The following is a 19,784-nucleotide window of genomic DNA, read 5'->3' on the forward strand; positions in this document are numbered from 1 at the left end:
AAAAGGAAGTGTCACTGCCGATGGAATGCCATTGCAACAAGTCAATATTGTCCTGAAAAAAACCGACAAAACAACCATTAGTGATGAAAATGGGAATTATTTTATAAAAAACATCGCTCCCGGCAACTATGATATTGTGGCATCCTATACCGGTTTACGATCCGAGAGCAGAAATATCACCCTTACCGACAGCACTGAATTAGTGGTTGATTTTTATTTAAGAGAAAATAACACCCTTGATGAAGTGGTGATAACCGGAACCCTGAAACCGGTTAGCCGCTTGGAAAGTCCCGTTCCCGTCGAAGTTTACAAACCCATTTTTTTTAAGAAAAACCCAACTGCCAATATCTTCGAAGCTTTGCAAAACGTAAATGGCGTCCGACCACAATTAAATTGCAATGTTTGCAACACCGGAGACATTCATATCAACGGGCTTGAAGGTCCATACACCTTGGTTTTAATTGACGGGATGCCCATTGTAAGCGGGCTCTCCACGGTTTACGGATTGTCGGGAATCCCGAATTCGTTGCTGGAAAGAATAGAAATCGTCAAAGGTCCTGCCTCGTCTTTATACGGAAGTGAAGCAGTGGGCGGTCTAATTAACATCATCACTAAAAACCCTAAAAACGCACCTCTGTTTTCGGCGGATGCGTTTGCCACAGACTGGGGCGAATTAAATGTAGATATAGGTTTCAAAGCGAATGTCGGTAAAACGGCTTCTGTATTAACGGGCATAAACTACTTCAATTACAGCAACCCCATTGACAACAACAACGATAACTTTACCGATCTTACGCTGCAGGACCGAATTTCTGTCTTCCAAAAATGGAATATCAACAGAAAAAGCAATAAACTGTTTTCGATGGCCGGTCGTTTTTTTTACGAAGACCGTTGGGGCGGCGAAATGCAATGGAAGAAGAAACACCGCGGCGGTAACGAGGTCTACGGCGAAAGTATTTACACCAAACGTTGGGAGTTATTAGGCGCTTATGAATTGCCGATTTCAGAAAAAATGCTATTCTCCTATTCTTATACCGATCACGACCAGAATTCAGTTTATGGCGACATCCCCTATATGGCAAAACAACGCATCGGCTTTGGTCAATTGACTTGGGACAAAAAGCTAAAGAAGCACGATTTGCTTTTCGGTACCGCTTTGCGTTACCAATATTATGACGACAATACCACCGCCACGGTCAAAGAAGACATCAATTGGATCCCTAGTTTGTTTGTGCAGGACGAGATTGCATTTAATGACAAACACAAAGTGCTATTGGGAGCCCGTTACGATTATAACAATAATCACGGCTCCATTTTCACTCCAAGATTGGCCTACAAATGGAAAATTAACGATAACAACATTTTGCGTTTCAACACCGGAACGGGTTTTAGAATAGTCAATCTTTTTACCGAAGAACATGCCGCATTAACGGGCTCGCGTGAAGTAATCGTCCTTGAAGAACTGAAACCCGAGCGTTCTTTTAATGCCAACCTTAACTATTTGAAAAAAATCTACACGAAAAACGGAAACTTCATCGGGCTGGAAACTACCGCATGGTATACCAGATTCAGTAATTCGATAATTCCGGATTATGACACCAATCCGAACCAGATCATTTATAAAAATCTGGACGGCTATGCCGTTACAAAAGGGATAAGCACCAATGTGGATATGGTTTTTAACAATGGCCTGAAAATGATTCTTGGGGCGACCTATATGGATGTTTCCAAAACGGAAAATAACACCACCACGCAACAAATTCTGACCGAAAAAATATCGGCGACTTGGGCAATTTCCTATCGCATCAACAAGCTGTTTCTGGATGTTGACTACACCGGAAACTTGTATGGCCCCATGCGTTTGCCCCTTTTGGGCGATTTGGATCCCAGAAAGCAATATTCCCCAACGTGGAGCATTCAAAACATCCAGTTCACTTTCAACAAATTTAAAAATCTGGAGCTCTATGCTGGTGTGAAAAACCTTCTAAATTGGACACCCAACAAAGGAAATCCGTTTATAATCGCAAGAGCAAACGATCCGTTTGACAAAAATGTCCAATATGACACCAATGGCAACGTACAGGCAACTCCGGACAACCCATATGCTTTGACTTTTGACCCCGGCTATGTTTATGGACCTAACCAAGGAATTCGCAGTTTCTTTGGGTTGCGCTATAGTTTGAAGTAATTTTTTTAACGAGTATTTTTTGTACAGTGAAACGAAATAGTTCAAATGTTTAAATAACACAGGTGATGAAAAAAATAGTCTTTACACTCTTGTTTTTGATTGCGGCAATCCCATCGAGTTTTGCCCAACTGAGAACGCATTCCTTTGAAGAAGTGGAAAGATTATCCAAAGAAAACCCAAAACCCATTGTAGTGTTTATACATACTTCTTGGTGCAAGTACTGTAAAATGATGGAAAACTCCACTTTCAAAAACCCCGCTGTTATCAAAGAATTGAACGAGAATTTCTATTTCATTTCCTTGGATGCCGAGTCGAAAAAAGAAATCACTTTCAACAACCATGCTTTCCGCTTCAGACCCACGGGAATCGCTAGTGGAGTCCACGAATTGGCAACAGCCCTGGCGACAATCGGCAACCGGGTGGTTTATCCCACATTGGTTGTTTTGGACGCAAATTACACGATTCTACTTCAGAAACCGTCCTACCTTAACGCAAAGGCGCTCCTAAGCATTCTTGAAAAAAAAGAAATAAATCCCTATTTTTGAGAAGAATTTCTTAAACCGACATGAAACACTACAATTACATTTTCACTGGCGCAGGCTTGTCTGCTTTGATGACGGTCTATAAAATGGCGCTATCGGGAAAATTTAAAGATAAAACCATTCTGCTCATTGATGAGGATATAAAAAAAACGAATGACAGAACTTGGTGTTTCTGGAAAGAGAATGATTCTGTTTGGGAAAAATCAATCTCTAAAAAATGGAATTCAGCGCTTTTTGCCAATGCCGAATTTAGTCGGGATCTGGATTTGCAACCGTACCAATACAATATGGTTCAGGGATTGGATTTTTATAATCAAGTCTTTGAAGGCATTCTGAATGAGCCCAACATCCATTTCATCAATCAAAAAGTGATAGACATCAACGAGATTCCAAACCATGTTTATGTGGCAACGGAAACGGACAGCTATACCTGCGACACTCTTTTTAATAGCATTTACAGAAAATCGGAATTGGAAAGCCAAACCAAATATCCTGTTTTGCAACAGCATTTTATAGGTTGGTTTATTAAAAGTAAAGAAGCCGTTTTTAATCCGGAGCAAGCCACTTTCATGGATTTTTCGGTGGAACAGAAAGGGAATACCCGTTTTATGTACGTCTTGCCCATTTCAGAAACCGAAGCCCTATTGGAATACACGCTGTTCTCGCACCAACTTTTGGAGAAGAGCGAATACGAACGGGAGATTCAGAAATACATAGAGAAACTGGGCATCAGCAACTACGAAATCATAGAAAAAGAACAGGGAAGCATCCCGATGAGCTGCTATCCCTTTTGGAAAAAAAACACCAAACGCGTTCTCAACGTAGGGACCGCCGGAGGATGGACCAAAGCCAGCACGGGCTATACCTTCAAAAATTCAGACAAGAAATCGACCCAATTGGTTGCCTTCCTCCAGACGGAGCATGATCTCACGAAGTTCCAAAAAAAGAACAAATTCTGGTTTTACGATTTGCTGCTGCTGGACATATTAGACCGCCATAATGACTTGGGGGCAAGTCTCTTTTCGTCGATGTTCAAAGGAGGGGATTCCAACTTGATCTTCAAGTTCCTGGACGAAGAAACCTCGCTGTCCGAAGACATTCAGGTCATTTTAAAATGCCCAAAAACGCCCTTCATCAGCGCTTTGATTAGATCGGTACGCTATCTCTAGCGGCAAATTCGGTCCAAAAAGGGCGTCTATTGAACAATAACAAAACTTTATAACGCAACTAATGGAGTTCTTTTTAAACTTCGTAACTTTGCCTATTCAAAAATTAATATTTAAAATACAAAGATATGTATCCAGAAGAAATGGTAAAACCAATGCAAGCTGAACTAACAGTAGCTGGTTTTCAAGATTTACATAGTGCAGAAGCGGTAGACAATGCAATAAAGGCAGAAGGAACAACACTTGTGGTTGTGAATTCCGTTTGTGGTTGTGCTGCTAGAAATGCGCGTCCGGGAGCAAAAATGAGCTTGGATGGGGCAAAAAAACCAGACCATTTGGTAACCGTTTTCGCAGGTGTTGACAAGGAAGCGGTAGATGCCGCAAGACAACACATGTTCCCTTTCCCTCCATCATCGCCATGTATGGCTTTGTTCAAAAACGGAGAACTGGTTCACATGTTAGAGCGTCACCACATTGAAGGTCGTCCAGCTGAAATGATCGCCGAGAACCTACAAGATGCCTTTAAGGAATTCTGTTAAGACAACTCTTTAACCGCAAAGGTCACAAAGTATTGCGCAAAGTTCGCAAAGATTTTAACCGCAGATTCGCAGATTTTAAAATTTGCGAAGCTGCGGCTTTTTTATTTTAAGCTATTTCCAGCTATTCGTTTCAATTTTTTTTCCCGCTAAAAAAGCGGATAAAAAAGGATTTCCACTACTATCTGGGCTAGAAAATATTTAGTGCTATAGAAGGGATCGTCGAAATGACAAAGTGAGTATCATTTAATGAAATGCGCGCTAGCTAAAAACTAAACTTTAGCGGCTTTGTATTCTTTGTATGACTCCTTCATCATCCGAAATCTAAATTTCATTATTCTCCCGATTCCCTAGCCCAGATGGGAACGGCATCCTTTTATGCCAGGGTTTGGCATAAAAGATATAGTGTACAGCTGGAAGTAGCTCCTGAAAACTTAAACTATTAAGAAATTAAGTGTTGGTTGGAACTGCTACACTTTAAACTCGCTTTGAAACTTTTAAGCTTTGCAACTCTGAACCTTTGCGCCACTGAACCTTTTTACCTACTTTTGCAAAAATAATTTTTCACACTTAAACCGTTTATAGCATGCAACTGTATAACACTTTAAGCGCAGAAGAAAGAGCCATCATGATTGATGATGCCGGAAAACAGAGACTTACTTTGTCTTTCTATGCTTATGCGCAAATTCAAGATCCAACACAATTTCGTAACGATTTATTCCGCGCTTGGGACCCGCTAGTGGTTCTTGGTCGTATTTATGTGGCCAAAGAAGGAATAAATGCCCAGTTATCGCTTCCAGCCGATAATTTCTACGCTTTTAAAGACACTATCGAAGCTTACGATTTCATGAAAGGAATTCGTTTGAATATTGCCGTGGAGCATGACGATCACTCCTTCTTGAAACTGACCGTAAAAGTGCGCGATAAAATTGTTGCTGACGGATTAAATGATGAAACTTTTGATGTGACAAACATTGGGGTTCATTTAAAAGCAAAAGAATTCAACGAAATATTAGAAAACCCAAATACTATTGTAGTGGATTTTAGAAATCATTACGAAAGTGAAATTGGTTATTTTAAAGGTGCCATCACTCCTGATGTGGATACTTTTAGAGAATCATTGCCTATCATTAATGAACAATTGCAAAATTTTAAAGAAGATAAAAATTTGGTGATGTACTGCACTGGAGGAATCCGTTGTGAGAAAGCTTCAGCTTACTTCAAACACCAAGGGTTTAAAAATGTGTTCCAGTTAGAAGGTGGTATAATTAATTATGCCAAACAAATAAAGGAAGAAAATCTGGAGAGTAAATTCATCGGAAAAAACTTTGTGTTTGACCACCGTTTAGGCGAAAGAATTACTGACGATATCGTTTCGCAATGCCACCAATGCGGGAAACCATGTGATGTGCATACCAATTGCATCAATGAGGGTTGCCATTTGTTATTTATTCAATGTGAGGAATGTGCACAAGCCATGCAAGGTTGTTGTTCACAGGATTGTATTGATGTAATCCATTTACCAGAAGAGGAGCAAAAAGCGATTCGTCGCGGTATTAAGAACGGAAATAAAATATTTAAAAAAGGAAAATCCGATGTGTTGACTTTTAAAAATAAAGAAGCAAATCTTGATCCTTTGGCCACAGTTCCTAATCTTGCGGATTTAACCAAATCGAAAGCACTGGCTAAAAAAGCTCCAAAAATAAAAAAACAGTACATTGGTAGAGGAACGCACTTTTTCCCGAAACCAAGTGTCGGACAATTTTTGATTGAAGAAAATGAGATCAAAGTTGGCGATACAATTTTAATTAAAGGAGAAACAACTGGAGAGCAACAATTAGTAATCTCTGAAATGTTAGTGAATGATCAAGCTTCAGAAATAGCTGTTTCTGGAGATACTTGTACTTTTAAATTGCCTTTCAGAATTAGATTATCCGATAAATTATATAAGGTTTTAGGCTAAATTTCAGTCGATAAACAAGCTAGTGAAGCCTATTTCATTCATTTGAAATAGGCTTTTTTTTTAGTAAATATTTATGAATTATTGCTGTTTTCAATGGTTGTGACATAAACTTAAAAAATGCTATCTTTACCAATTAATCGTTTTAAGAACATAAGTTGTGTTTATCACAACACTATATATAAAATTATGGCATGTACAAGTTGTTCAACTTCTGATGGTGGTTCACCAAAGGGTTGTAAAAATAATGGGACTTGCGGCACCGATAGCTGCAATAAATTAACTGTTTTCGATTGGCTTTCTAATATGAGTTTACCCACAGGTCAGGCTCCTTTTGACTGTGTCGAGGTTCGCTTCAAGAACGGTAGAAAAGAATTTTACCGCAATACTGAAAAATTGACTTTAAGCATGGGAGACATTGTAGCGACTGTTGCATCTCCTGGACACGATATCGGAATTGTCACTTTAACAGGGGAATTGGTTAAAATCCAGATGAAGAAAAAAGGGGTTAGTCCCGATAGTAACGAGGTTCCAAAAATCTATAGAAAAGCATCTCAAAAAGACATTGACATTTGGTCTACCGCTCGTGAGAAAGAAGAGCCGATGAAAGTTCGCGCCCGTGAATTGGCGATTGCCCAAAAACTGGAAATGAAAATTTCGGATATTGAATTTCAAGGTGATGGATCGAAAGCCACTTTCTATTATACTGCCAATGACAGAGTCGATTTTAGGCTTTTAATCAAGGATTTCGCCAAAGAATTCAGCACTAGAGTTGAGATGAAACAAGTGGGTTTCCGTCAGGAAGCAGCTCGTTTAGGAGGAATCGGTTCTTGCGGTAGGGAATTATGTTGCTCTACTTGGCTAACGGATTTCAGAAGTGTAAATACTTCTGCAGCACGTTACCAACAATTGTCTTTGAATCCACAAAAGCTGGCAGGACAATGCGGGAAATTAAAATGCTGTTTGAACTATGAGTTAGATACTTATATGGATGCATTGAAAGGCTTCCCTGATTTCGAAACAAAATTAGTTACCGAAAAAGGAGACGCAATTTGTCAAAAACAAGATATTTTCAAAGGTCTAATGTGGTTTGCATACACAAATAATTTTGCGAACTGGCATGTATTAAAAATTGAAAAAGTAAAAGAAATCATTGCTGAAAACAAACTGAAAAATAAAGTTTCCTCACTGGAAGATTTTGCAATTGAAATCATTCAAGAAAGAGAAAAAGATTTCAATAACGCAATGGGGCAGGAAAGTTTGACCCGTTTTGACCAACCTAAAAAAAGGAAAAAACCAAACAAAAAGCCAAGACCTGCAGGTGAAAATGTTATCGTACCAAATAATAAAAAACCAGCAAATAACAACTCTACCACAGCGAACGAAAAGAAACCAACGACCCCAAGAAAACCTATAATTATTACAAAAAATGAGACTAAAAAGTAGTTTTTTTATTCTTCTGACTGTGATTCTCCTTTATTCATGCGATAAGAAAAGGGTCTTTGACGAGTATAAAACTGTAGGAAGTGGCTGGCATAAAGACAGCGTCATCACTTTCGATTTGCCAATATTAGATTCCACAAAACGCTATAATTTATATATCAATTTAAGGGACAATAACAATTACCAATATAGCAATCTCTTTTTGATCGTATCGATGGAAAAACCCAATGGATATACAAAAGTAGACACTTTGGAATACCAAATGGCCAGTCCGGACGGCACACTTCTTGGCGATGGATTTACAGATATCAAGGAAAGTAAATTATTTTACAAAGAAAATGTGAAGTTCAGAGGCAAGTACAAAGTCCACATCAAACAAGCTGTAAGGGAAACAGCTAAAATTCCCGGGGTGACGCTCTTAGAGGGCATCACCGATGTAGGTTTAAGAATAGAAAATATAGAATAGGACAATTTATGGCTACGAAACAAAACAACAATAAGGTGAATACGGTCAATAAAGATTTTAAGTATTACACTAAAACATTTTGGAAAATTTTCTTTTATGGAATCGGCGCATTTGTGCTGTTTTTCTTGTTTGCCTCATGGGGTCTTTTCGGATCGATGCCTTCATTTGAGGATCTAGAAAACCCGGATTCTAATTTAGCTACCGAAGTTATCTCTTCGGATGGAGTAGTTATAGGAAAATATTTCCAAAAAAACAGATCCCAATTAAAATATTCAGATTTACCAAAAAATCTTGTGCAGGCATTGGTCGCTACTGAAGACGAACGTTTTTACGAGCATTCCGGAATTGACGGGAGAGGGACATTGAGAGCAATTGCAAGCTTAGGAAGCAGTGGGGGCGCAAGTACATTGACACAGCAACTGGCCAAACAATTATTTCACGGTGAAGGTTCAAAATTTTTGCCCTTTAGAATAGTACAAAAAGTGAAAGAATGGATCATTGCCATTCGACTGGAAAGGCAATACACCAAAAATGAAATATTGGCTATGTATTGCAATATCTATGACTTTGGTAACTTTTCTGTCGGGGTGAGCTCAGCAGCCCAAACCTATTTTTCGAAAGAACCAAAAGATCTGACTATAGATGAATCTGCCATTTTAGTGGGAATGTTTAAAAATTCTACTTTGTACAATCCGGTAAGAAACCCTCAGGGAGTAAAAAACCGAAGAAACGTTGTGCTTGCTCAAATGGAGAAGGAAAATATGATTACTGAAGCACAAAAATTAAAACTTCAAAGCTTACCCATCACATTACATTTCAAACTGGAAAGTCACCGCGAAGGAACTGCCACTTATTTTAGAGAGTACCTTCGCGATTACATGAAAAAATGGACAGAGGAAAACAAAAAACCAGACGGATCCGATTACGACATCTACAAAGATGGACTGAAAATCTACACCACTATTGACTCCAGGATGCAATTGCATGCCGAAGAGGCCGTTTCAGCCCACATGGCAAACCTTCAAGAAGAATTTTTCATACAGGCAAAAAAGAATAAAAATGCCCCTTTCGTAAACATTTCAAATGACGAAACGCAACGGATTTTAAACCAAGCGATGAAATCATCGACCAGATGGAGCGTTTTAAAATCTCTCGATAAAAGTGATGATGAAATTATAAAATCATTCGGTGTTAAAACAAAAATGACAGTCTTTACCTGGAAAGGTGAAAAAGACACCATCATGACTCCGTTAGATTCCATCCGCTATTACAAACATTTCTTACAATCTGGTTTGATGGCTATGGAACCGCAAACCGGAAACATTAAAGCTTGGGTTGGTGGAATTAATTACAAATATTTCCAATACGACCACGTGGGCCAAGGGGCCAGACAGGTTGGATCTACATTCAAGCCATTTGTTTACGCAACAGCCATCGAACAGTTAAACATGTCTCCCTGCGATTCAATTATTGATGCCCCCTTCACCATGCCGGTAGGACGTCATCACGTTACCGCAGCTTGGACCCCAAGAAACTCGGACAACAAATACCGAGGAATGGTTACATTGAAAAAAGCGTTGGCTAATTCGATCAACACGGTATCTGCTAAATTGATGGACAAAGTAGGTCCCGAAGCGGTAGTTAAATTAACTCATAAATTAGGGGTGAAATCTGAAATTCCAATACAACCATCCATAGCTTTGGGAGCGGTAGATATAACTGTAGAAGATATGGTTGCCGCATACGGTACGTTTGCCAATCAAGGTGTTTATATCAAACCGCAATTTTTGACTCGAATAGAGGATAAAAGTGGTGTTATAATTTATGAGCCTATTCCTGAATCTCATGATGTTTTAAATAAGGATATCGCATTTGCAATTATTAAATTACTGGAAGGAGTAACCGAAGGTGGATCGGGAAATAGGTTAAGAACTGAAGGCGGTGGTTACGGATACAATAGGATTACAGGCTATCCCTATAAATTCACAAACCCGATTGCCGGAAAAACAGGTACAACCCAAAACCAATCCGATGGTTGGTTCATGGGAATGGTTCCCAACCTTGTAACGGGTGTTTGGGTTGGTTGTGAAGACCGTTCAGCGAGATTCAGGAGCATCACTTACGGTCAAGGGGCAACTGCCGCATTGCCAGTTTGGGCTTACTTCATGAAACTTTGTTATGCCGATCCGGGACTTAAAGTCTCGAAAGAAGAATTCGAAAGACCGGCAAATCTTTCCATAAAAGTAGATTGTTATTCTCCAAGAGTGGTAAAAGACACGACCGCCGTTCAGGATACTGATGAATTCGAGTTTTAAAAAAGCTTAGAAGCTATCTCCAGCTGTACGCTATATCTTTATGGTTGAAACACAACCATAAAGGATGTCGCTATTATCTGGGCTAAACATATACTATTAATTAGGTTATTAGAATCAAATCATATGATTAATAAAAAAGTAAATACCGTTCAAGAAGCCCTTCAAGGTGTCGAAAACGGCATGACCATAATGCTGGGTGGTTTCGGACTATGCGGTATTCCCGAAAATTCAATCGCCGAACTGGTAAAAAAAGAAACTAATAATTTGACTTGCATCTCAAACAATGCCGGTGTCGATGATTTTGGTCTTGGATTGCTATTGCAGAAAAGACAAATTAAAAAAATGATTTCTTCATATGTTGGGGAAAACGCAGAATTTGAACGCCAGATGCTTTCCGGCGAATTGGACGTTGAGTTGATTCCACAAGGAACATTGGCTGAGCGCTGCCGTTCGGCACAAGCAGGAATCCCTGCCTTTTATACTCCCGCAGGTTACGGAACCGAAGTTGCCGAAGGCAAAGAAGTCCGCGAATTCAACGGAAAAATGCACATTATGGAGCACGCATTCAAAGCAGATTTTGCCATTGTAAAAGCCTGGAAGGGAGATACGGCAGGGAATTTAATATTTAAAGGAACCGCTCGCAATTTCAACCCCTGCATGTCTGGAGCCGCAACAATCACCGTTGCCGAAGTGGAAGAATTGGTGGAGGCAGGATCACTCGACCCCAATCAGATTCATATTCCCGGAATATTCGTGCAACGCATTTTTCAAGGAGATAAATATGAAAAAAGGATTGAACAGAGAACGGTTCGAACCAAGGAATAGTTTTAAGTATTAAAATAGCAATGCTTACTTACCTTCACTTTCCTTATATGATTCAAAAAAATATAAATCCATATTTAGTTTTTAGTCTTCCATTCGTAAGGAAAGCTTATATGACTTCTATGTTTTAAAAAAATAAAATTATGTTAGACAAAATTGGAATAGCGAAACGAATCGCACAAGAATTGAAAGACCGTTATTTTGTTAATTTAGGAATTGGAATACCAACACTGGTGGCCAATTATATCCCGAAGGGAATTGATGTAGAATTTCAAAGCGAAAACGGTGTTCTGGGCATGGGTCCATTCCCTTTCGAAGGAGAAGAAGATGCAGATATCATCAATGCAGGGAAACAAACCATAACAACCTTACCGGGAGCAAGTTTTTTTGACTCAGCCTTGAGTTTCGGGATGATTCGCGGGCAACACGTAGACTTAACCATTCTAGGGGCTATGGAAGTGGCCGAAAACGGAGACATCGCCAACTGGAAGATTCCGGGTAAAATGGTCAAAGGAATGGGAGGCGCAATGGATTTAGTAGCCTCTGCCGAAAACATAATTGTGGCCATGATGCACGTCAACAAGGCGGGAGAATCTAAAATCCTAAAAAGATGCAGCTTACCACTGACAGGTGTCGGTTGCGTAAAAAAAGTCGTTACCGAACTGGCCGTTTTGCAAGTAACCCCAAAAGGGTTTAAATTGCTGGAACGCGCTCCAGGAGTTTCCGTCGAACACATAATCGCCTCCACCGAAGCCGAATTAATCATTGAAGGAGATATCCCAGAGATGATTATTGAATGATCTAAAAAAGTATTTAGAAAAAAAGCATCCTCAAATGGGATGCTTTTTTTTTCAGATACACTTCTTGAATCCAAAAAAAAATGTACGAATTCAATAATTTCAACATTCTATTCCCAATAAAAATTATCATTTGCGCAATATAATTGAGGTTAAGTTATAATTTTATGTTAATTTTACAACATTAACACCTTTTGTTGTTAATTAGTTTAACCAAAAAACCAAAACAGATGAAAAGAACACTACTCGGAAAAATTACGTTAATTACCACGCTTTCCCTGTTTGCCTTACAAACAAACGCTCAAGACGCCAGTAAAAACGTAAAGGAAAAATTCACGGACAAAAGAGGGAAACCCTCATTAATTGTTTTTAACGAAAAATCATCCTACAAGAATAATGATTTTCAGAAAGCATTCAAAGAGCAATTAGAATTGAAAGACAATTCCAGTTTTGCTAAAACCAAGTCTGAAAGCGACAAAATGGGCTTTTTACATGAAAAATTCCAACTGTTCCATCAAGGAATAAAAGTGGAATTTTCCACTTATACGGTTCATTCAAAATCAGGAAAAATAGAATCCATTAGCGGTGAATTTTACCAATTGGATAACGTAAACACAACCCAAAGTATCTCCAAAGAAAAAGCATTTGACCTTGCCCTAAAACAAATTGGAGCAACTAACTATCTTTGGGAATCCCCTTCAGAATCAAAAATCAATAATTATAAAAAGCCTCAAGGCGAATTAGTTTTATTACCTGTTGTAAATGAGGATAAAAATGGCAAAACCGACGAACAATTACGTTTGTCTTATAAGTTTGATATTTACGCCACAAACCCTATAAGTCGTGGCGATATCTATATCGACGCAGTTACTGGAGAGGCTTTATTTTATAATGCCACTATTAAGCATTTAGGGGAATACAGCCATGGAGCTAAAAACAGCTCAATTAGTGAAAATAAAAATCTTGCAACTGCTATGGTAGCAGCGAATGCAGCCACCCGTTATAGCGGAACACAGTCTATACAAACCACATCAAGCGGAGGGTCTTACATTTTGTCAGACGCTACTCGCGGCCAAGGAGTCATGACCTATAATATGCAAAAAGGAACTAATTATTCTTCAGCAATACCATTTACAGATGCTGATAACAATTGGACTGCAGCAGAATATAATAATGCGAACAAGGACAATGGAGCGCTTGATGCACATTGGGGAGCAGAAAAAACTTATGATTATTGGGCAACATTCCATGGTCGAAATAGTTTTGACAATGCTGGAGCGGCTATCAAAAGTTATGTACACTACAGTAGCAATTACGACAACGCTTATTGGAACGGTAGCGTAATGACTTACGGTGACGGAAGCGGAACTTATTTTGACATCCTAACATCGATTGATGTTGCAGGTCATGAAATAGGTCACGCCGTTTGTGAAAAAACAGCAAATCTTGCATACCAATTAGAATCTGGCGCAATGAACGAGGCATTTTCAGATATCTGGGGTGCTTGTATCGAATATTATGCAGCACCTACAAAATCAACATGGTTAATAGGTGAAGACATCGAAAGAAGAGCAGGACATTTGGCCCTACGTTCTATGAGCGACCCAAAATCAGAAGGGCAACCGGATACCTATGCCGGGGCTAATTGGGTAACCATTAAAGGAAGACCAAGTTCGAATAACGATTATGGAGGAGTTCATACCAATAGTGGTGTTTTAAACCACTGGTTTTATATCCTTACGCAAGGTAAAACTGGAACTAACGACATCGGAAGTTCTTATAGCGTAAATGGTATAGGAATAGATAAATCCGCAAAAATAACGTATCGATTAGAAAGTCAATATCTATCTTCAAACTCTACATATGCTCAAGCCAGAACATACGGTATTCAGGCCGCAACAGATTTATACGGTCCGGCATCAGCAGAAGTTATCGCAACAACAAATGCATTTTATGCAGTTGGGGTTGGAGCCGCTTACTCAGGTCCTATAGATACTATTGCACCAACGGCACCAGAAGCTTTAGCGCCATCTGAAACCACTTCAACATCAACTAAATTAACTTGGGCAGCGGCAACAGACAATGTAGCAGTTACCGGTTACAATGTTTATAATGGAGCTACTTTAGTAACAACCGTAACAGGATTAACGCACATAGTTACTGGATTGACAGCTAGCACGGCTTATACATTTTCTGTGAAAGCGAAAGATGCTGCTGGGAATGTATCTGACTCAAGCAATACCGTAAACGTAAATACGACTGCTGCGGTCGTTGACACAACTGCTCCGTCTGCTCCAACAAGTTTAGCAGCAGCGGGAACTACAGCTTCATCAACAAATTTAACTTGGACAGCTGCCACCGATAATATGGGGGTAACCGGTTATGATGTTTACCAAGGAAACACATCAATCGCGACCGTAACAGGAACCTCGTATAATGTATTTGGATTAACTGCCTCAACTTCTTATAACTTTTCAGTAAAAGCTAAGGATGCTGCAGGAAACATTTCGATATTTAGCAACGTAGTAAACGTTACAACCACTGCTCCAGTCATATCGTCCTATTGTACATCTCAAGGGAATAGCGCTGCTAGCGAAATGATTGCTAACGTTAATTTGGGAACTATTAACAATTCTAGCTCAGGCGGTCTAGGTTACGAAGATTTTACTTCAATTTCTACAAATGCATCAAGAGGGACAGCTTACACTATTACTGTAACTCCATCTTGGGCAAACAGAAAATTCAAAGAAGGGTATGCCGCTTGGATTGATTATAATGCAGATGGAGATTTTGATGACGCCGGAGAACAAGTTTGGACTAATGGTACAACGTCGAGCTCTTCCGTAAGCGGTACATTTACTATCCCCGCTTCAGCAACTATTGGCGCAACAAGGATGAGAGTTTCTATGAAATACAATGGAATACCTACAGCTTGTGAGGCTTTTCCTTATGGGCAGGTAGAAGATTATACGGTTAATATAGATGGAACGCCTTTTAATGGAATAGATAATTCATTAGCAAAAGGACAAGGAAATGCCAAGTCAAATTTTGATTTCACTCTTTATCCAAATCCAGCCGGCAACACCATAAATATTTCCTCGGGCCAATTTACGGAAGGATCCTATAAAATTTATAATTCGACAGGATTTGAACTTCAAAATGGCAAATCCACACCGAATAGCCCAATTAATGTAAATGGGCTTAGCAAAGGAATCTATTTCTTGGAATTTAATGATGGTACAAAAACCACTACTAAAACTTTTGCGAAGAAATAATATTTTATTACTTATAAAACCAAAGCCCCACAGTACTGTGGGGCTTTTTTTACATATAAGCTACCTTTAACTACCTTTGGATATTGTTTCTGTCAGTTTCTACCTATGCTTCTTTTAAGGGAACTGCCTTACAATATCTGAATCAACAATAAAATTTGATACTTTGTAAATGCCAAAAATCTTACTACCCAGATATTTTTGCGCCAAACTATCAAAAATAAAATACTGGAACATAGCCCGAATTCATTGCGATTATCTCATGTTTTTAGGTATTATCTATTTCAATAGCTAAAAATAAATTGAAATTTTATAACATTTTATGTATTTAATGTTAAATTTGGCCATTCTATTTTAACAAAAACCAAAAACAAATGAAAAGAAAACTACTCGGAAAAATGACGCTAATTACTGCTCTTTCCTTGTTCTCATTAGAAACTAGTGCACAAGACGCGGGCAAAAATGTAAAGCAAAAAGTCACAGATGAAAACGGTACGCCTACGCTTATTGTATTTAATGACAACTCAACTTACACAACAAGCGACTACCTAAAGACTTTTAAGGAGCAATTAAACTTAAAAGACAATTCTAAATTCTCTAAAGTGAAATTAGAATCAGATAAATCTGGTTATTCTCATGAAAAATTCCAATTATACCACCAAGGGATTAAAGTAGAATATGCAACCTACTCGCTTCATTCAAAAAATGGAAAGTTAACTTCCATGAGTGGTGAATATTACGATATCAAAGACACGAAAACAACGCCAACCATCTCTAAAGAAGCTGCTTTTCAAAAAGCGATTAGACAAATTGGGGCTTCAAAATATTTGTGGCAAGATCCTGCAAATTCATCAAAAATTGGTTATCAAAAACCGGAAGGAGAATTGGTATTTCTTCCGTCGATGAAAGATCAAGGAGAAAAAACGACTAGCCAAGAGGTTAGATTAGCCTACAAATTTGACATTTATGCAACAAGCCCCGTAAGTCGCGGTGACCTGTACATAGACGCTAAAACCGGTGCTGCTTTATACTATAATGCCACGATTAAGCATCTCGGAGAATATAGCCATGGAAATACCACAAAAAACAGTAACAGAAATGCAAATTCTGCCAAGGCGCTATTTGTATCGGCTAACGCGGCTACTCGCTATAGCGGAACACAATCCATTCAAACTACCTTAAGTGGTTCTTCATATATATTGTCCGATGCCACTCGTGGTAACGGTGTTCAAACATACAATATGAAAAAAGGAACCAATTATAACACAGCTGTGAATTTCACAGATACTGACAACAATTGGACTGCTGCAGAATTTGACAATACCAACAAGGACAATGGAGCGCTTGACGCACATTGGGGTGCGGAAAAAACGTACGACTATTGGTCAACTGTCCATGGAAGAAACAGTTATGACAATGCCGGTGCTGCCATAAAAAGTTATGTGCATTTTGACAATGCTTATGACAATGCCTACTGGAATGGTAGCGTAATGACTTATGGTGACGGAAGCGGTACTTATTTTGACGTTTTAACTTCAATAGATGTTGCAGCACACGAAATCGGTCATGCAGTATGTGAAAAAACAGCAAACTTAGCATATCAAAAAGAGTCAGGAGCTATGAATGAAGCATTCTCTGATATCTGGGGAGCTTGCATCGAATATTATGCCGCACCTACAAAATCTACGTGGTTAATCGGTGAAGATATCGAAAGAAGAGCCGGACATTTGGCATTGCGATCTATGAGCAATCCTAAATCTGAAGGTCAACCCGACACTTACGGCGGAACAAACTGGAAAACAATTAATTGTGGAACTCCTACTCAAGCTAATGATTACTGTGGAGTTCACACGAACAGCGGAGTATTAAATCACTGGTTCTACATTTTATCTGTTGGTAAATCGGGAACTAATGACATCGGAAGTTCTTATAATGTAACTGGAATTACGATCGACAAAGCGGCTAAAATTGCTTACCGACTAGAAAGCGTTTATTTATCCGCTAATTCCACGTATGCAAATGCAAGAACTTACGGAATTCAAGCAGCAACAGATTTATATGGTGCTGGATCAGCAGAAGTAATTGCAACAACGAATGCGTTTTACGCTGTAGGTGTTGGTGCTGCATATGCAGGTGCTGCAGATACTATCGCTCCAACAACGCCAACAAATTTAGCGGCGGCTGGAACGACATCTTCATCAACAAATTTATCTTGGAATGCTTCAACAGATAATGTGGCTGTTACAGGATACAATGTTTATAGTGGTTCAACTCTTGTGGCTACCGCTACTGGAACAAGCTACACTGTAACTGGATTAACTTCTAGCACTGCATACACTTTTACAGTAAAAGCAAAAGATGCTGCAGGAAATTTATCAGCTGCAAGTAATGCAGCAAATGTAACTACAGGAATCGTAACGGCAACATATTGTGCTTCAAAAGGAAATAGCGTTGCTGATGAATATATTGGAAAAGTTCAATTAGGAACAATCAACAATACTTCTAATGGAGGAAATGGATACAGCGACTTTACAAGTATTTCAACAAACCTTACCAAAGGAAGCGCAAGTACAATTACCGTAACACCAACTTGGACAGGAACTTCTTATTCAGAAGGATATGCAGTTTGGATTGATCTAAATGGAGATAGCGATTTTGATGACGCAGCTGAATTAGTATGGAGCAAAGCTGCTTCTAAAACAACACCGGTTTCAGGATCTTTCACGGTTCCAACATCAGCAACTACAGGTTCAACAAGAATGAGAATTTCAATGAAATACAATGGAGTTCCTACCTCTTGCGAGGCCTTCTCTTATGGAGAAGTTGAAGATTATACTGTAAACATCGTTGGGGGTACAGCAGACACAACTGCTCCAACTGCTCCAACTAGTTTAACGGCTTCAGGAACAACCACAACAGCTACTAATTTATCATGGACCGCCTCTACTGACAATGTAGGAGTTACCGGTTATGACGTATACCAAGGAAGCACTTTAAAAGCAACTGTAACGGGAACATCTTATTCTGTGACTGGACTAACTGCCAGCACCGCTTACACGTTCTCTGTAAAAGCTAAAGATGCCGCAGGAAATGTATCTTCAGCAAGCAATGTTTTAAGTGTAACAACCTTAAGCAATACACTTTCATACTGTACCACTAAAGGAAACTCAGTTGCAGACGAGTATATTGATTATGTTTCTATTGGAGGAATATCAAATACAACCGGTGCGAATGCAGGTTATGGAAACTTCACTGCCCTTGTGGGTAATTTACCTTACGGTTCCAACACAATTTTATTTAGTGCAGGATTCTCGGGTTCGGCTTATACTGAATATTGGAAAGTTTGGATTGACTACAATCAAAACGGAACTTTTGAGACATCTGAAGAAATGGTTTCAGGATCTTCTTCAAGCAGCGCAAACCTTAGCAGTACCTTTACGGTACCGACCTCGGCTTTAGCTGGCACAACTCGTATGAGAGTATCTATGAAATACAATGCGGCCCCGACGGCTTGCGAAACTTTCTCCTACGGTGAAGTTGAAGACTACACGGTTAATATTGGAGCACCAGGAATTGTAGGTTTAACAACCGCTAAAATCGCAATTGAAATAGGCGATGAGAAATCAATTTCCGACTTATCTATGTATCCTAACCCTACAGACGGCTTCTTAAACGTTAGAATGGCTGACAGTAGAAAAGGTACTTATAGAGTAATCAACTTCCTTGGCCAACAAGTTGGCGCTGGTAAACTTTCTGAAAATGCAATAAATGTTAGTTCATTGGGAACAGGAGTTTATATTTTAGAAGTAAATGACGGTCAAAAAACAACCGCTAAGAAGTTTGTTAAAAACTAACAATCTTATCAATAAGGAAAAAGCCCCACAGAAATGTGGGGTTTTTTTTATATTTGATACAGCAAAAAAAGAATCATACTTATGATGATTCCGGCATTTACATAATTGTACAAACTATAATAAACGTAGTTTTAACTGCTCTAGATGTGCTTTGCCAAATGGTTTTTCGACAAACTCAATTATCTTGGAATACGAGGCGGCCTTGTCCTTATCCTCCTGATCTACCGAAGAAGTGACCATGATTACCTCAATTTTTTTATTAAACCCTTCTTTATGAATGATATCTAACAAACCCCATCCATCCATTACGGGCATATTTATGTCTAAAAACAACAAAATAGGTTCCGAATCGTCTGAAAGGCTCTCAAAGTAATCTAAAGCCTTACTCGCCGAATTGAACGTTTTGGGCGTTTTATGAAGTCC

The 19,784-nt window shown here is 39.0% G+C and carries 13 protein-coding genes; 12 read left to right on the forward strand and 1 reads right to left on the reverse strand.

Annotated features, from left to right (window positions below; translation table 11 throughout):
- The 12 genes from VIH09_RS10385 to VIH09_RS10440 all read left to right on the forward strand — a co-directional run.
- A partial coding sequence (locus VIH09_RS10385) for a TonB-dependent receptor (RefSeq protein ID WP_331580653.1) occupies nucleotides 1-2,188 on the forward strand: 2,188 nt, incomplete at its 5' end.
- A 65-nt stretch (nucleotides 2,189-2,253) separates the two neighbouring features.
- The gene (locus VIH09_RS10390; protein ID WP_331580655.1) at nucleotides 2,254-2,733 is read left to right on the forward strand and encodes a thioredoxin family protein; all 480 of its coding nucleotides are present in this window, start codon (nucleotides 2,254-2,256) and stop codon (nucleotides 2,731-2,733) included.
- A 20-nt stretch (nucleotides 2,734-2,753) separates the two neighbouring features.
- A complete protein-coding gene (locus VIH09_RS10395) occupies nucleotides 2,754-3,899 on the forward strand; it encodes a lycopene cyclase family protein (protein WP_331580658.1) in 1,146 nt (381 codons plus the stop codon).
- A 125-nt stretch (nucleotides 3,900-4,024) separates the two neighbouring features.
- Nucleotides 4,025-4,435, forward strand: coding sequence for a BrxA/BrxB family bacilliredoxin (locus tag VIH09_RS10400; protein ID WP_331580660.1), 411 nt, complete (start codon nucleotides 4,025-4,027; stop codon nucleotides 4,433-4,435).
- 583 nt (nucleotides 4,436-5,018) lie between these two features.
- Nucleotides 5,019-6,395, forward strand: coding sequence for a rhodanese-related sulfurtransferase (locus VIH09_RS10405; protein WP_331580662.1), 1,377 nt, complete (start codon nucleotides 5,019-5,021; stop codon nucleotides 6,393-6,395).
- 186 nt (nucleotides 6,396-6,581) lie between these two features.
- Nucleotides 6,582-7,838 carry a regulatory iron-sulfur-containing complex subunit RicT gene (locus tag VIH09_RS10410; RefSeq protein ID WP_331580664.1) on the forward strand — a complete coding sequence of 419 codons (1,257 nt, stop codon included), beginning with the start codon at nucleotides 6,582-6,584 and terminating at the stop codon, nucleotides 7,836-7,838.
- Nucleotides 7,822-8,301 carry a gliding motility lipoprotein GldH gene (locus VIH09_RS10415; protein WP_331580666.1) on the forward strand — a complete coding sequence of 160 codons (480 nt, stop codon included), beginning with the start codon at nucleotides 7,822-7,824 and terminating at the stop codon, nucleotides 8,299-8,301. Before VIH09_RS10410 ends, VIH09_RS10415 begins: the two co-directional genes overlap by 17 nt.
- Before the next feature lie 8 nt (nucleotides 8,302-8,309).
- Nucleotides 8,310-10,616 (forward strand): penicillin-binding protein 1A, encoded by a 2,307-nt coding sequence (locus VIH09_RS10420; RefSeq protein WP_331580667.1) that lies wholly within the window; start codon nucleotides 8,310-8,312, stop codon nucleotides 10,614-10,616.
- A 123-nt stretch (nucleotides 10,617-10,739) separates the two neighbouring features.
- Entirely contained in the window at nucleotides 10,740-11,441 is a 702-nt protein-coding gene (locus tag VIH09_RS10425; protein WP_331580668.1) for a CoA transferase subunit A, read from the forward strand.
- A gap of 140 nt (nucleotides 11,442-11,581) precedes the next feature.
- A complete protein-coding gene (locus VIH09_RS10430) occupies nucleotides 11,582-12,238 on the forward strand; it encodes a CoA transferase subunit B (RefSeq protein WP_331580671.1) in 657 nt (218 codons plus the stop codon).
- A 227-nt stretch (nucleotides 12,239-12,465) separates the two neighbouring features.
- Nucleotides 12,466-15,510, forward strand: a complete 3,045-nt coding sequence (locus tag VIH09_RS10435) for a M4 family metallopeptidase (protein WP_331580673.1) — start codon at nucleotides 12,466-12,468, stop codon at nucleotides 15,508-15,510.
- A 371-nt stretch (nucleotides 15,511-15,881) separates the two neighbouring features.
- Nucleotides 15,882-19,361 carry a M4 family metallopeptidase gene (locus VIH09_RS10440; protein WP_331580676.1) on the forward strand — a complete coding sequence of 1,160 codons (3,480 nt, stop codon included), beginning with the start codon at nucleotides 15,882-15,884 and terminating at the stop codon, nucleotides 19,359-19,361.
- 114 nt (nucleotides 19,362-19,475) lie between these two features.
- On the opposite strand, the gene VIH09_RS10445 is transcribed toward VIH09_RS10440, so the two are convergent.
- Nucleotides 19,476-19,784, reverse strand: a 309-nt coding sequence (locus VIH09_RS10445; RefSeq protein WP_331580678.1) for a response regulator, incomplete at its 5' end; no start/stop codon positions are given.

Source organism: Flavobacterium sp. (genome assembly GCF_036515215.1).
In the GTDB taxonomy this organism is placed as follows: Bacteria; Bacteroidota; Bacteroidia; order Flavobacteriales; family Flavobacteriaceae; genus Flavobacterium.